Origin of the sequence: Streptosporangium minutum (genome assembly GCF_002149035.1) — a bacterium.
Taxonomy (GTDB): Bacteria; Actinomycetota; Actinomycetes; order Streptosporangiales; family Streptosporangiaceae; genus Streptosporangium; species Streptosporangium minutum.
Genome location: NZ_NGFP01000023.1, coordinates 1 through 13,773, shown reverse-complemented (window position 1 = coordinate 13,773; position 13,773 = coordinate 1). Strand labels below are relative to the sequence as shown.

Here is a 13,773-nt window from a genome sequence, read left to right as displayed (position 1 = left end):
CTGTCTGAGAACACGCCGTCCGGGATCGAGCCGTCTGAGAACACACCGTCCGGGGTCACGCGAGCACCGCCAGCGGGTTGGCCACCGGTACGTATCCGGCCGAGCGGTCGGCCGAGCGGGCCCAGCGGACCGAGAGGTTGGCCTTGGCGGGCAGCGGCGCCCCGGCCAGCAGGTCGGACAGCGGCTGCGGCCACCCCACCGAGTCGGCGTAGCCGGCCAGCACCTCCCCGGCCGCCGCCCACAGCTCCCGCGTGGACCCGGGCCCGGCGAGGGAGGCGGCGATCTCGGCGAGGTGGTTGACCATCAGGCAGTAGACCACCCGGTCCCAGCCGCCGGCCGCGTCGTAGGTGAGGGCCTCGGCGACCCGCTCCGGCAGGCCGGAGAGGTCGTGGCGGCCGGCGACGAGCTTGGTGCCCTCCATGTCGCGGAAGACCGCCTCCACGGGCAGCCCCGCCTCGTCCACGCCGATCAGGACGTTCTGCAGGTGAGGCTCCAGCACCACGCCGTGGCTCAGGTACGCGTCGAGCACCGGTAGCGCGACCCGCTCCACGTAGGCGCGCCACCAGCGCACGGGCTCGGCCGGAGGGTCGCCCGGGACGGCCGGCGCTCCGCTCGGCAGGGGGGCCACCGGCCAGGAACGGCATGACCCGCGCGGGGACGCCGCCGCCAGCGCTCCGCTCAGCAGGGGGGTCACCCCCGGGCGGCAGACCGACCACGGGCTCGTACGGATGATCACGCCCAGCCCCTCCAGGAGCCGGGGGCCCAGATCGGCGGAGCGGTAGCCGGGTTCGGGGAGCCAGCGGGTGCCCGGAAACCTGGCCGCCAGGTCCTCGAACACCGGTCCCAGGCGCCGGGTCAGCTCGACCGCGCCCGCCAGCTCGTACCAGGAGTTCTTCCTGACGCAGTTGGTGATCCGCACGTCCAGGCTGAACTTCAGGCACCGGTCGATCCGCGGCTCGTAGACCGTGCGGACCGACGAGGTGGGGACCGCCGTCCGGGAGCCGTGCCCCAGGTCGATCAACCGCCCGTCGGCCAGCGGGGCGGCGAGTTCCGCCGCGAGCAGGTCGAGCTGCCACGGATGCGCGGGCAGCGGCGTGTAGCCGTGCGGCGCCGGGCCGAGCCCGTCCAGCGCGCCGGTGTCGCCCGCCTCGGCCAGCACGTCGTCGCGGACGCCGAGCAGCCGCAGCGGGAAGCCGGCGTGCGCCTCAGGGGCGTAGCGCAGCCAGTCGGCGCCGCCGCGCGCCTTCGGGCTGGGGTGGAACGGATGCCCGAACACCAGCCCCTGCTCGGAGGCCAGCCACGGATCCGCCGGCGGCGCGGCGTCCCGGCGGGCCGAGAGCAGCGTCGCCATGGCGGTGCGGCTCGCCTCCACCTGCGCCGCGAACTCCTCGTTGCTCCCCCCGAGCTCGGCCTCGACGAGCCGGACGAGCAGGTCCACGGAGAGCGGCTGCCAGCAGCCGCGTTCCAGCCACTCGGGCGGTCCCTCGAACCGCAGCGCGAGCCCGCCGTGCGTCCGGACCCGCAGCAGGGTGCCGGCGACGCGCAGCAGCACGTACGGCTCGGCGGGCCAGACCTGCCCGCGCGGTCCGGCCACCTCCCTGACGCAGCACCGCAGCAGTGCCGCCAGCGACGCCTCCTCGGCGACGGCGGCTGGAGAGGAGTCGAGTGCGAGGCTGGTCATGGCGTCCTTCGCATGATCACGTTCTGGAGGGCCTGAGGTGGCTGGCGCAGGTAGTTGGGACCGCTGGTGCCGTAGAACTTGTTCACGTCGCGCGCCCCGGTCCGCGCCTTGTCCACCAGGGTCCCGGCGGTGATCATCGATTTGCCGACGAGCCGGGCGGCGTCGAGGGTCCTGGCCCGCAGCAGCCTGGCCATCGGGTCGTCCCCGTGCTCGGCCAGTGCCTCCCGGAGCGCGTCGCGGACCAGCCGGGAGGCCTGCGGCGACGGCAGCGCGCCGAACGTCACCGCCGCCGCCGCCAGGTGCAGGGTGATGGTCACGAACACGTCGGCGAGCGCGTGCGGGTCGTCGGTCAGCATCCGCGCGTCGGCGAAGCCCGGCACCGCGATTCCGGCCGCGCGCAACCGGTCCGGCGAGGTCAGCAGCCCGTCGTTGTCCTTGACCAGCAGCCTGGCGGGACCGTCCCCCAGCACCAGCGAGAGGTTCTGCTGGTGGGCCTCCAGCGCCGTGCCGTACCGGACGAACAGGCGCACGTGGAAACCGAACAGCAGCCGCAGGTAGTCGGTGAGCAGCCGCGTCACGTCCCCGCCGTACCACCGCCCGGCGATCTCCTCCATGACCAGCCCGCCGCCCGGCAGGGGGGCGGGCAGCGCGGCCACCGTGACGATCTCACCCGGCGGGAGGCGGCGGACGAGCCAGCCCAGATACTCGTGGCCCGCGTGGCCGTAGGTCTGCTCGTCGGCGAGGAGCACCCCCGGGTCGGGCATCTCGCGCAGCAGCCGTTCGGCCCGCGCCCCGTCGGCCAGCGTGTCCGGCCTGATCGACCTGCGGTTGCGCAGCCCGAGCGTGCTGGTGGCCAGTGGCAGCTTCAGGTGCGTGGCCGGGTCGATCACGACCGTGCGCATCGACAGCGTGGGCCTGACCTCCAGGTACGGCTCGGGCCCCATGACCGCCCAGGGGATCCGCTCGACCGCCGGGACCGTCAGCGGATGCACCGGGAACAGCACGTGCGTCCCGGCGAGCTCCCGGGGCAGCCCGGCCGCCGGAAAGTCCGGCGCGAACGGCATCGCCGCCCCGGCCGCCCGCTCCCGGGGCACGGCCGCCCAGCGCAGCGCGAAGACGGGCGCGAACTCCGGCGCGTAGGCCGTCAGCTCCTCGTCCGACAGGCCCGCCCGGCAGCGCGCCGTCGGGTAGACCGGATGGTCGACGGAGGCCGCCAGCGTCTCGTAGCGCACCGCGCCGAGCCGCCCGCGGGTCCGGGAGGCTGCGGGGACGTCGTGTCCGGGCCGGGGGGAGCCGTGGTCCGGACGGGAGGGGAGGAGGGCGCCGTGCTCCGGGCGGGCGGTGAGGGWGTCACGGTCCAGCCGGGCGAGCACCTCGTCGCGGCGGGCGTCGTGGAGGCCGAGGGCGCGCAGCGCCTCGTGGCACTCGCGGGTGAAGGCCTCGATCCCGGCGGCGTCGGCCGGGTCGGAGATCTCCCTGAGGGCGCTCAGGACCTCCTCCAGGCGGAGCGCCTCCTCCGGGGCCACTACGAAGTCCTGGAACAGCGAACCCGGCGTCAGCCGTACCCTGCGCCCCCCGGGCAGCAGCAGCGCGACGCCGTCCTTGCTCCGCGTCACCCGCCCGGCCAGGCCGCCGTAGTCCTCGCGCAGCAGCGCGTTCAGGACACGGGCCGACAGGTACGGCTCCCGCCCTCCCGGGGCGCGTCCGCCGATCATGCGATCACCCATGGACTCTCGGCGGTGAAGGCCGCCACGGCCGCGTCCACGTGGGCCCGGTCGGGGCCGATCGCGCGGACGATGCCCAGATAGTCGCGGTTGGTGTTGGTCAGCTCGATCCGGTCGCCGACGGCGCGTAGCGGCCGGTGCCAGAGCCGGACCGGGTCGTCCGCCCCCGGCGCGACCGCGCCGGGGGCGCTCACCACGGTCCCCGGCCGGTCCGCCACCAGGCTGAGCACGGTCCCGTGCGGCCCGGGGCCGCCCGGCGCCCGTCCGGGGTGGGTGCCGTGCCCGTCCCCGCCGGCGTGGCGCGGGCCGGGCAGCCCCCATCCCAGATGGACGCCGAGGATGYGCTCGAACAGCGGGACGTCCAACAGGCTGCCGACCAGGAAGTCGCAGTTGTCGCCGATCACCCGGTAGTTGACCTCGACGATCCGCGGTCCGGCGGGCGTCATCACGTATTCGGTGTGGCAGGCCCCGAACCCCACCCCCAGCGCCTCCAGAGCCCGCAGCACATGGTCGCGCGCGGGAGGGGGCTCCCAGTCGAGCCGTTCCTCCACGAAGTACGGCAGCGGCCCGAGCGTGGTCCGGAAGCCGCCGAGCACCTGGACGCTCCGCCCGTCGCCGAGCGTCTCCATCGTGTGCAGGGGACCGTCGAGATACTCCTCCACGACCAGCGTCTCGCCCGGCCGCCGGTCCCGGATCGCCCGTACGGCCGCCGCGAGCTCGCCGGCGTCCCCCACCAGCACGACGTCCTCGCTGGCCACGCCCTCGCGCGGCTTGACTACAGCGGGGAACGGCAGGTCCGGCGGCACCGGGTCGCCCGGCGCCAGCCGTACCGAACGGACGGCCTCGACCCCGGCCGCCGCCAGCCGGCGCCGGGTGAGGGCCTTGTTCTTGGTGGTGACGCAGGCGCGCCAGTCCTTGCCGGGCAGGCCGAAGTAGGCGGCGGCGAGGGCGGTCTCCGCCTGGATGTGGTCGGAGTTGGAGAAAACCGCGTCCGGCGTGTGGTGGTGCGCGATGATGTCGATCACCGCTCGCGCGTCGCGGACGTCGCAGCGGAGCACCTCGGTCCCCGTGTGCGGATGGTGCTCCGGCCGGTCGGTCAGGATCGTGACGTCGCAGCCCAGGGCGCGTGCCGCCGGGAGGAACCCGTCCGTGACCGAGTCGGTCGGTTTGAGCGCGGTGAGGTACAGCCGCAATGCAGGGACCCCCGATATCAGGTAAGCCTAACCTAACCGGCTGTATCTTAGCCGGGTGGAGATCATCGCGCTGGCGTGATCGCGGATTCGGGGACATCTCGTCCGGGGAGTCCCTCGTCCAGAGCCGCCCGCCGTCCAGGTCGAGGGATCCGGAGAGATGAGGGGACCCCGAGATCGGCCCTGTCCTGCGGCGTAAGATGTCCAATCGGTCTGGGAGGCGGGACGACGTGGAGATCACCACACAAGAGGGACTACTGGGACCGCTGCTGCTCGCGCGCAGCGCCATCGACCGCTCGGCGGCGCTCCGCGGCGACGCCGAGTGGCTCAAGCGGGCATGGGCGGACGGCGCGAGCCGGGTCGTGGTCGTCGACGACGGGCAGGCGCTGGTCCGGCGTGACGGGGACGAGGCGGCGCTGGTGCTGCTGCCCACGGCCGAGGCGCCCGAAGGTGAGCGCTACCTGCTCGGCGTCGACGTCGACGGCGTCGCCTACTTCGCCGTGTCGGCCTCGCTGGAGGGCGTCACCCACGGCGACTCCTTCAACCGGATCGTCGCCCCGCTCGCCCCCTCGGCGTTGCGGGAGGGGCAGGCCGTCGCCGCCGGGCTCCGCCAAGTGGGGTCGCTGCTTGGAGACCTGGACGCCGGCCTTCTGGTCTACGCGGTCGCGCTGGAGGCGTGGCACTCCACCCACGAGTTCTGCCCGCGGTGCGGCAGCCACACCGAGGTGCGGGCCGGCGGGCACGTGCGCGTCTGCCCCAGCGACGGCAGCCAGCACTTCCCCCGCGTCGACCCGGCGGTGATCATGCTGGTCCACGACGACGAGGACCGGTGCCTGCTCGCCCGGGGGCCGCAGTGGCCCGAGGGGCGGCTGTCGGTGCTCGCCGGTTTCGTCGAGCCGGGCGAGTCGCTGGAGCACGCGGTGGCGCGCGAGGTGGTCGAGGAGGTCGGCGTGCACGTCGTCGACCCCCGTTACCTGGGCAGCCAGCCCTGGCCGTTCCCGCGCAGCCTGATGCTCGGCTTCTTCGCGCGCGCCACGTCGACGGAGCTCGTCCTCGATCTCGAGGAGATCACCGAGGCGCGCTGGTTCAGCCGCGCCGAGCTGCTGGCCGCCCTGGAGAGCGGCGAGGTGCGCCTGCCGCCCGAGGTCTCGATCGCTCGCAGGCTGATCGAGACCTGGTACGGCGGACCGCTGACCAGCGACTGGTGATCAGACGCTCAGACGGGCCTTGACCTCTCGCACCGAGGGGTTGGTCACGGCCGTGCCGTCGTCGAACAGCACGGTCGGCACTGTCTGGTTACCGTTGTTGACGCTCATGACGAACTGCGCGGCGTCGGGGTTCCGCTCGATGTCGATCTCCCGGTAGGAGATGCCCTCCCGGGTGAGCTGGGACTTCAGCCGCTTGCAGGGGCCGCACCAGGTGGTGGTGTAAACAGTCAGCGCCATTTTGTGGAAATCCCCTCATGTGATGTTCGGCGCTCATTGGCAACAAAGTGAGAGCCGTTCATCTTCCCGCCGGCCGGACGCCGGCTTTCCCGCCGACCGGACGCCGGGCTTCCCGCCGGTCGGATGCCGGCCAGATGCCGGTCGGACGCCGGGCTTCCCGCCGGTCGGATGCCTGTCAGACGCCGGGCTTCCCGCCGGTCAGAGCAGCTTGGCGGCGATCCAGGCGTGCACCGTCTCGGCCACGCCGGGCAGCCGGTAGAGCGGTGAGCTGTGCTCGACGCCCGGCTCGGTCAGCACCGTCATGCCCACGCCGAAGCGGGCCAGGCGGTCGCGGAGCCGGATGCTGTGCGCCGCCGGCACGAACTCGTCCTGCGAGTGCACGCTCAGGACGGGCACGTCACCGCTGCTCGCGTGCAACGGCACTTCCATGCTGTTCCAGATCCTGGGGCACTTGTCCGGCTCGCAGCCCCCGGCCAGGCGGATGGCCGACTCGCGCAGCTTGCGCTGGTTGGCGTCGATGGTGTCGGCGCCCTCGTTGTAGGCCGTGAGCGGTGAGATCACCGGGGAGACGCCGACCACGCCGCGCAGGCCGGGCAGCCCGCCGTTCTTGTAGGTGCCGGCGGCGGTGGCCAGGTGGCCTCCGGCGGAGAAGCCGACGACCACGTAGTTGGCCGGGTCGAAGCCCCACAGGAGGGCGTGCCTGCGCGCGGTCGCGATGGCGTCGAGCGTGTCGGTGCGCTGGGCGGGCCAGGCGGCGTCGGTGGAGAGGCGATAGTTGATGTTGAAGACCGTGTAGCCCTGCTCGACGTAGCTCCGGCTGATCGCGGTCATGTACTTCTTGTCCCCGGAGGACCACCAGCCCCCATGGATCAGGAAGACGCCCGGATGCCCGACGCCGTCGCCGTGGTGCCAGACGTCCATCCGCTGACGGACGTGCGGGCCGTAGGAGACGGTGTCGACGGAGACGTCCTGCAGCAGCGGGTCGGTGGCCGACGTCGAGGTCGGCGACGGCGTCGGGACGGGGGTCGGAGTGGGCGTCGGGTCGCCCTTCCCGGCGGACGCGGTCCTGGCCGTGGCGGCGCGCCCCGCGGCGGCCCTGGTCCTCGCGGTCGCCGCGGTGGCCCGGGTCTCCGTGACGGAGGCGGCCTTCGCGGTCGCCTCGGCGCCCGGCGGCGAGGCCGCCGAGGCCGCGTACGCCACCGGAGACGCGTGCACCGCGGTGGGTCCGATCACCAGCGCCGCCAAGGCGAGCGCACTCACGGTTACCGCAGTTCGCACGGGTATCTTCCTTCCCCCAGGGCACAGTTCAGTCCCCATTGTGGGGGAAACGACCTTGTTTGTGCATCTCGGCGAACGACATAGGTTGACGGCGGCATGTTGCCAGAATGGGCGATGCTTGGCCACTGACTGGGAGGATGTTTTCATCCGGCCCGTTGATCGCGTGTGAAGGAGTCTCCGTGGAGCCCGACGACGTTCTGGCGGGGCTGGATCCCGAGCAGCGTGAGGTGGCACAGGCCGTCCGGGGTCCGGTCTGCGTGCTCGCGGGAGCGGGCACCGGCAAGACGCGGGCGATCACCCACCGCATCGCGCACGCCGTGCGGAGCGGGGTGGTCGACGCCCAGAGCGTGCTGGCCGTGACATTCACCACACGCGCGGCGGGCGAGCTCAGGCAGCGCCTGCGGCAGCTCGGCACCCCGGGGGTGCAGGCACGCACCTTCCACGCCGCCGCGCTGCGCCAGCTCACCTACTTCTGGCCGCGCGTCATCGGCGGCGACCCGCCCCGGGTGATCGAGTCGAAGCTCCCGCTGCTGATCGACGCCTGCCGTTCCATCCGGAAGAACCCCGACCGCTCCGAGTTGCGGGACATCGCCTCCGAGATCGAGTGGGCCAAGGTCACCCAGGTCGGCCCGGAGGACTACGCCGAGGCCGCCAGGAAAGCCGGCCGGACCCCGCCGGTCCCGGCCGAAGAGGTCTTCCGGCTCTACGACGCCTACGAGACGCTCCGCCGCGACCGGCACCTGGTCGACTTCGAGACCATCCTCGAACTCACCGCCGCCGTGATGACCGAGCACCGCGAGGTGGCCGCCCAGATCCGCCAGCAGTACCGCTACTTCGTCGTGGACGAATACCAGGACGTCAACCCCCTGCAGAAGCTGCTGCTCGACACCTGGCTCGGCGGACGCGACGACCTGTGCGTGGTCGGTGACCCCAACCAGACCATCTACTCCTTCACCGGCGCCACCCCCCGCTACCTGACCGGCTTCTCGGTCGAGCATCCCGCCGCCGCCGTGATCAAGCTCGTCCGCGACTACCGGTCCACCCCCCAGGTGGTCTCCCTGGCCAACCGGGTGCTCGACAAGGCCAGGACCCCGCACAAGCTCGCCCTGATCGCCCAGCGCCCCGACGGCCCCGAGCCCGTCTTCGCCGAGTACGACGACGAGCCCGCCGAGGCCGAGGGGGTGGCGCGCGCGGTGAAGAAGCTCGCCGACGGCGGCGTGCCGACCCGCGAGATCGCCGTGCTGTTCCGGGTCAACGCCCAGTCCGAGGTCTACGAGCAGGCCTTCGCCAAGGCGGGCATCCCCTACCTGCTGCGCGGCGCCGACCGCTTCTTCGAGCGCCCCGAGGTCCGCCAGGCCGTCGTGCTGCTGCGTGGCGCGGCCCGCTCCGCGGCGGACGACGACGAGCTGGCCCCCACCGTCCACCACATCCTCGCCGGCATCGGCCTGACCCCCGAGGCGCCCGGAGGCGGCAAGGCCCGGGAGAAGTGGGAGTCGCTGAAGGCCCTGGCCGACCTCGCCGAGGACCTCGCCGCCGAGGGCGGGGACCTGCCCGCCTTCGTGGCGGAGCTGGAGCGCCGGGCCAGCGAGCAGCACGCGCCGCCGGTCGAGGGCGTGACGCTGGCCTCGCTGCACGCCGCCAAGGGCCTGGAGTGGGACGCGGTCTTCCTGGTCGGCGTCACGGACGGCATGCTGCCGATCATCTACGCCGAGACGCCCGACCAGATCGAGGAGGAGCGCCGACTCCTCTACGTCGGCATCACCCGGGCCCGCGCCCACCTGGCGCTGTCGTGGGCGCTGGCGCGCTCACCGGGCGGACGCCGTTCCAGGAGACCCTCCCGTTTCCTCGACGGCCTCACGGGCCGCCCGGCCGAGCGGAGCCGTGCCTCCTCGCCCGCCCCCAAGGACCGCCGGGCCGTCGCCGCGCCGGTGAGCTGCCGCATCTGCGCCAAGACCCTCGTCGCCGCCGCCGAGCAGAAGCTCGGCAGGTGCGCCGGCTGCCCGGCCGACTACGATGAGGCCCTGCTGGAGCGTCTGAAGGCCTGGCGCACCGGCGTTGCCAAGGAGACCAAGGTCCCGACCTACGTGATCTTCACGGACGTCACCCTGCAGGCGATCGCGGAGCGGGCGCCGACCTCCGAACAGGACCTGCTGGCGATCACCGGAATCGGACGCGTCAAACTGGACCGGTACGGCGAGGCGGTGTTCGCTCTCTGCCGCGCTGCCCAAGATCAGACGGAGGACGCGTGAACGAGGCGCTCAAGGAGCTGCTCGACCTGCTCGACCTGGAGCAGATCGAGCTTGACATCTTCCGGGGCCGTAGCCCCGAGGAGCGCATCCAGCGGGTGTTCGGCGGCCAGGTGGCCGCCCAGGCGCTGGTGGCGGCCGGTCGTACGGTGCCGCCGGAGCGCTACGTCCACTCGCTGCACGCCTATTTCATCCGGCCCGGCGACCCGGCGATCCCGATCGTCTACAACGTCGAGCGGGTCCGCGACGGCCGCTCCTTCACCACCCGCCGGATCTCGGCCATCCAGCACGGCAAGGTGATATTCACCATGTCGGCCTCCTTCCACGTCATGGAGACCGGCGTCGAGCACCAGGCCGCCGCTATGCCGGACGTGATCGCGCCGGAGAGCCTGCCCATGTTCCAGGATCGGATGCTGGAGGTCGTGGGGGAGGACTCGCCGTGGCGGGAGTGGCTGGCCAGGCCGCGCCCGGTGGACGCCAGGTATGTGACCCCCCTGACGTGGGAGGCCCACCGCGACCCGGAGCTGCGCGGCTCGGAGACGAACGTGTGGTTCCGCTACGACGCCGAGCTGCCCGACGACCCGCTGCTGCACGTGGTGCTCGCCGCCTACGCCTCGGACTTCACCCTGGTGGACACCGTGCTGCTCACCCACGGCCTGGCCTGGGGAGCCTCCAACGTCGCCGGGGCCTCGCTCGACCACGCGATGTGGTTCCACCGCCCCTTCCGGGTGGACGACTGGATGCTGTACGCCCAGGAGTCGCCGTGGTCGGGGGCGGCGCGCGGGCTGGCGAGGGGCGAGATGTTCACCCGCTCCGGCGAACTGGCGGTGTCGGTGGTGCAGGAGGCCATGATCCGCGTGAGTTAGTGTAAAACTGCAGGTAGAAAATATGTTGCTCGTCCCCGGGACCCGGGTTTAGGGTCATGGTCAAGCAAGTCGGACGGTCCTGTCCGACGATCCACGAATCGAGGTGAGTCCGCTGTGAAGATCAACATGATGTCCGCCCAGATCGGGCTCACTTTCGAGCGCCGTAGCACCATCCTGCCCTGCGGCAGCCGGACCCTCCTCACGGTTGGCGCGGCCGCTCAGCTTCAGCAGGAGCAGTCTGTCCGCATCCAGATCCCGGCAGGCCACACGACCGCCCTGACCGCCTTCCCGGCGGTGGGCGCCCTGGCCGTCCCGGTTCCCGATGCAGGCGGCTACGCACCGACCAAGCACGCCCGAAACGGTGGCCTGCGCGGTCCGCACCCCTGGGGGCAACCTCCGGTCATAACCTGACCGAGAGGGAGAGCCTTCAGGCCGCGGATCCGCAACCAGGATCCGCGGCCTTCTTGTTTGTCCGCGTCATTCCTGACCCCCAGCCAGAGGTAAACAAAGATCAACACCTAACAGAGAGGTGAAACAGATGGGGGCCCAGACGGTCATGGACCTGATCGACGAAGCCACAATCCCCTGTCGTACCGACCCCGACCTCTGGTTCGCCGAGTCTCCGGAGGACGTGGAGTTCGCCAAGGCGCTCTGCGGAGGCTGCCCGATCCAGCAGGCCTGCCTGGCCCGCGCGCTCGAGCGCGAGGAGCCGTGGGGCGTCTGGGGCGGCGAACTCATCCTTCGGGGAGCCGTCGTTCCGCGGAAGCGTCCGCGTGGACGTCCCCGCAAGACTCCGCTCGCTGCCTGATCACCACCTGATCAACCAAGAACTCGAAGTTCCTGAAAGGACCACTTCCAATGACCTACTTCGCCACCCGGAGCCTTGAGATGCCGTCTATGCATGAAGAACTGGTCCGGGACCGAATACGGACGCTCCACCGCGAGGCGGAGGAGCAGCGTCTGGTCTCGGGCATCGTGCGCCTGCGACGCGCCCGTCGTGATGCGGAGCGCGCGTCCTCGCGCCTCCGCAACGCGCTCCTGCGCCTCGCCTGATCCGATAAGGATCACCGAGAGGTAGACGAATGACACAGAGGGGTGGCCCGTCCGAACGGGCCACCCCTCCGTGCTATGTCGATCCGCACCGCGCCGGCTGCCTCCCGCCGCAGCCGATCACCGTCCCCGCCCTGCCGACCGGCTGGATGTGTCCGCTCCGTCACCCGTGGTCGGCCGTATCCGCCTTCCTGCGCTCGCCTGGCCCGCGTCCGGTTCAGCTCGCGGCGACGGCGTGCTCCTCGGGGTCCTCCTCGGTGAAACCGGGAACCCAGCGGATCACCTCTTCGCGGAAGCGGGCGGTGGTGCCGAGCTGGCAGAGCACCCCGACCCCGGCCGCGTGCACCCGGTGGATGAGAACGTAGGACACCGGCAGGTTGAGCTGGCGCACCACGTTGCCGGGGCGTAGGTCGGTGACCGTGGCCGCCTGGTGCTGCAGCCACTCCCGGCTGAAGGTGAACTCCTCGACCGCGGTCGGTTCGATGTAGGGGGAGAGGAAGGCCCGCAACGCCTCCATGTCCACCTCGATGTGCGGGAGGATGAATCCCTCGTCCCGCAGGCCCTGGACAACGGTCGCCATGTCACCGTTGTTGAAGATGCGGGTCAGCTTCCCGAAGACCGACGGGTAGCCGTCCGGCAGCCGGTTGACGGCGCCGAAGTCGAGCACGCACAGCCGTCCGTCCTCCAGGACCCGGAAGTTTCCCGGGTGGGGGTCCGCGTGCAGCATGCCGACCCGGGCGGGAGAGGAGAACAGGAACCGGACGAGGAGAAGCCCCGCGCGGTCGCGCTCCTCCTTGGTGCCGCCGGTGATGATCCGCGACAGCGGGGTGCCGTCCACCCACTCGGAGACGAGCACCTGCTCGTTGGCGGCGATGACGTCCGGGACCAGGAAGTCGGGGTCGTCCTTGTACTCCAGCGCGAAGGCGTGCTGGGCCTCGGCCTCGCGGAGATAGTCGAGCTCCTCGACCACCCGCTCACGCAGCTCGCTGAGCACGGCTTTGATGTCGAGGCCGGGCAGCAGCACGCCGAAGAGCTTGCCGAGCCTGGCCAGCTGGGTGAAGTCGGACAGCAGCGCCTTGCCCGCCCCCGGATACTGGATCTTGACCGCGACCGTCCGGCCGTCGTGCCAGACGGCCTTGTGCACCTGCCCGATCGACGCGGCGGCGGTCGGCCTGTCCTCGAACGACTGGAAGTTCTCTCGCCAGTCGTCCCCCAGCTGCTCGACGAGGACCTTGTGCACGGTGGCGGCAGGCAGCGGCGGAGCGGCGTCCTGCAGTTTGGTCAGAGTCGCGCGGTACGGCCCGGCGACCTCCGAAGGCAGAGCGGCCTCGAAGATGGACAATGCCTGGCCGAGCTTCATCGCCCCGCCCTTGAGCTCTCCCAGAACCTTGAAGATCTGCTCGGCGGTGCGTTGCTGGATTTCCTGGGCGACGATCTCTGCGGGCTTGCCCCCGATCCGTTTTCCCAGCCCGAGAGCGGTGCGGCCGGCGAACCCGATAGGGAGGGCCGCCAGCTTGGCGGAGCGCGCAACGGCGCGGCGCGGAAGGTCACTCACCTTTGGTTTGCGGCGTGTCCGCCGTACAGCGAGACGCCGCTCCCTCCCTTCGGGGTGGTGTCTATCAGCAGCAGGTAGCCGACGCGACCATTGTTAGCGAACCCATGTCGTTTCGGAAGCAACGACATTGTGGATGAACACTCCAGGATCGCCGCTTCCATCTCCAATCAGGCAATACATCCATTGTGCCGTTGGTCACACTTGGCTCACCTCCGTCCAACAGAGCAAGCGCATGACCGGTCGCCACCGCCGCGACCAGCGTCGACATCACCGTGCCGCAGGCGATCTCCCCTGCGGGGAAGCCTCCCAGGCGGGCGCTGACGACCGGCCAGCCGGGGTCGCGATCGCGTCGAATCAAATCTAGACACTGCAGGCATGTGCTCTGCCCCGGCAGCACCATCGGACCGACCGATCCGGAGCCCTCGAAGGCGGTCACCAGCAGGTGCGGAACCTTCCAGGCGACGAGCTCGCCGACCAGCAGACCGTCCAGCGGCTCCACCGGCGCGAGGATCGCCAGGTCCGGCCGGCGGGCGCCGTCGGCGAGCTGGGGCGCGCCGTCACCGGTCCACGCGGTGACCTCGGGCGCCAGGGCCCTGGCCACCGCCACCGCGCCGTCCTGCCTGCTCATCCCCACCTCGGCCCAGGTCAGCCCGCCGGGTACGACATCCCCGGGGCGGGCCGTACCGGGATCGACGACGCAGAGCCGGCCGACTCCGGAGGCGGCGAGCAGGGCGACGA

The 13,773-nt window shown here is 71.7% G+C and carries 12 protein-coding genes and 1 pseudogene; 6 read left to right on the top strand and 7 right to left on the bottom strand.

The features are described 5' to 3' along the window. Positions 1 to 55 precede the first annotated feature (55 nt). Genes CA984_RS07650 through CA984_RS07640 form a run of 3 tightly spaced genes read right to left on the bottom strand, consistent with a single transcriptional unit; the run spans position 56 to position 4,598 of the window. On the bottom strand, positions 56 to 1,681 hold the full coding sequence (locus tag CA984_RS07650; RefSeq protein ID WP_086569713.1) for an IucA/IucC family protein: 1,626 nt from the start codon (positions 1,679 to 1,681) through the stop codon (positions 56 to 58). Continuing rightward, the gene (locus CA984_RS07645) at positions 1,678 to 3,396 is read right to left on the bottom strand and encodes an IucA/IucC family protein (protein ID WP_086569711.1); all 1,719 of its coding nucleotides are present in this window, start codon (positions 3,394 to 3,396) and stop codon (positions 1,678 to 1,680) included. Before CA984_RS07645 ends, CA984_RS07650 begins: the two co-directional genes overlap by 4 nt. Further along, entirely contained in the window at positions 3,393 to 4,598 is a 1,206-nt protein-coding gene (locus CA984_RS07640) for an ATP-grasp domain-containing protein (RefSeq protein ID WP_086569709.1), read from the bottom strand. Before CA984_RS07640 ends, CA984_RS07645 begins: the two co-directional genes overlap by 4 nt. Positions 4,599 to 4,825: 227 nt before the next feature. Here CA984_RS07640 and nudC point away from each other — a divergent pair, with 227 nt between their 5' ends. Further along, entirely contained in the window at positions 4,826 to 5,803 is a 978-nt protein-coding gene (gene nudC, locus CA984_RS07635) for an NAD(+) diphosphatase (RefSeq protein WP_086569707.1), read from the top strand. Here the strand turns inward: nudC and CA984_RS07630 are convergent, their stop codons facing one another. Together CA984_RS07630 and CA984_RS07625 are read right to left on the bottom strand one after the other, a co-directional pair. Further along, positions 5,804 to 6,040 carry a mycoredoxin gene (locus CA984_RS07630; RefSeq protein ID WP_031171307.1) on the bottom strand — a complete coding sequence of 79 codons (237 nt, stop codon included), beginning with the start codon at positions 6,038 to 6,040 and terminating at the stop codon, positions 5,804 to 5,806. A 198-nt stretch (positions 6,041 to 6,238) separates the two neighbouring features. Beyond that, positions 6,239 to 7,318 carry an alpha/beta hydrolase gene (locus CA984_RS07625; protein ID WP_086569705.1) on the bottom strand — a complete coding sequence of 360 codons (1,080 nt, stop codon included), beginning with the start codon at positions 7,316 to 7,318 and terminating at the stop codon, positions 6,239 to 6,241. Positions 7,319 to 7,497: 179 nt separating this feature from the next. Here CA984_RS07625 and CA984_RS07620 point away from each other — a divergent pair, with 179 nt between their 5' ends. The 5 genes from CA984_RS07620 (at position 7,498) to CA984_RS07600 (ending at position 11,483) form a co-directional block, all read left to right on the top strand. After that, complete coding sequence (locus CA984_RS07620) at positions 7,498 to 9,567, top strand: ATP-dependent DNA helicase UvrD2 (protein WP_086569703.1); 2,070 nt, start codon at positions 7,498 to 7,500, stop codon at positions 9,565 to 9,567. Beyond that, entirely contained in the window at positions 9,564 to 10,430 is an 867-nt protein-coding gene (locus tag CA984_RS07615) for an acyl-CoA thioesterase (protein WP_086569701.1), read from the top strand. The genes CA984_RS07620 and CA984_RS07615 overlap by 4 nt, the downstream gene beginning before the upstream one ends. A gap of 114 nt (positions 10,431 to 10,544) precedes the next feature. After that, complete coding sequence (locus CA984_RS07610; protein WP_086569699.1) at positions 10,545 to 10,841, top strand: hypothetical protein; 297 nt, start codon at positions 10,545 to 10,547, stop codon at positions 10,839 to 10,841. Positions 10,842 to 10,968: 127 nt separating this feature from the next. Continuing rightward, entirely contained in the window at positions 10,969 to 11,238 is a 270-nt protein-coding gene (locus CA984_RS07605; protein ID WP_012894732.1) for a WhiB family transcriptional regulator, read from the top strand. Between the two features lie 89 nt (positions 11,239 to 11,327). Next, the gene (locus CA984_RS07600; RefSeq protein WP_165781151.1) at positions 11,328 to 11,483 is read left to right on the top strand and encodes a hypothetical protein; all 156 of its coding nucleotides are present in this window, start codon (positions 11,328 to 11,330) and stop codon (positions 11,481 to 11,483) included. A gap of 214 nt (positions 11,484 to 11,697) precedes the next feature. On the opposite strand, the gene CA984_RS07595 is transcribed toward CA984_RS07600, so the two are convergent. Both CA984_RS07595 and CA984_RS07590 read right to left on the bottom strand, forming a co-directional pair. Then, the gene (locus CA984_RS07595; RefSeq protein WP_086569695.1) at positions 11,698 to 13,035 is read right to left on the bottom strand and encodes an ABC1 kinase family protein; all 1,338 of its coding nucleotides are present in this window, start codon (positions 13,033 to 13,035) and stop codon (positions 11,698 to 11,700) included. 64 nt (positions 13,036 to 13,099) lie between these two features. Continuing rightward, positions 13,100 to 13,773 (bottom strand): annotated as a pseudogene (locus tag CA984_RS07590) (ThiF family adenylyltransferase); the annotation flags it as partial.

Bases quoted from the DNA above. Each gene is read 5' to 3' on its own strand.
- CA984_RS07650 (WP_086569713.1), bottom strand. From the start codon at position 1,681: ATGACCAGCCTCGCACTCGACTCCTCTCCAGCCGCCGTCGCCGAGGAG.
- CA984_RS07630 (WP_031171307.1), bottom strand. From the start codon at position 6,040: ATGGCGCTGACTGTTTACACCACCACCTGGTGCGGCCCCTGCAAGCGG.
- CA984_RS07605 (WP_012894732.1), top strand. From the start codon at position 10,969: ATGGGGGCCCAGACGGTCATGGACCTGATCGACGAAGCCACAATCCCC.
- CA984_RS07600 (WP_165781151.1), top strand. From the start codon at position 11,328: ATGCATGAAGAACTGGTCCGGGACCGAATACGGACGCTCCACCGCGAG.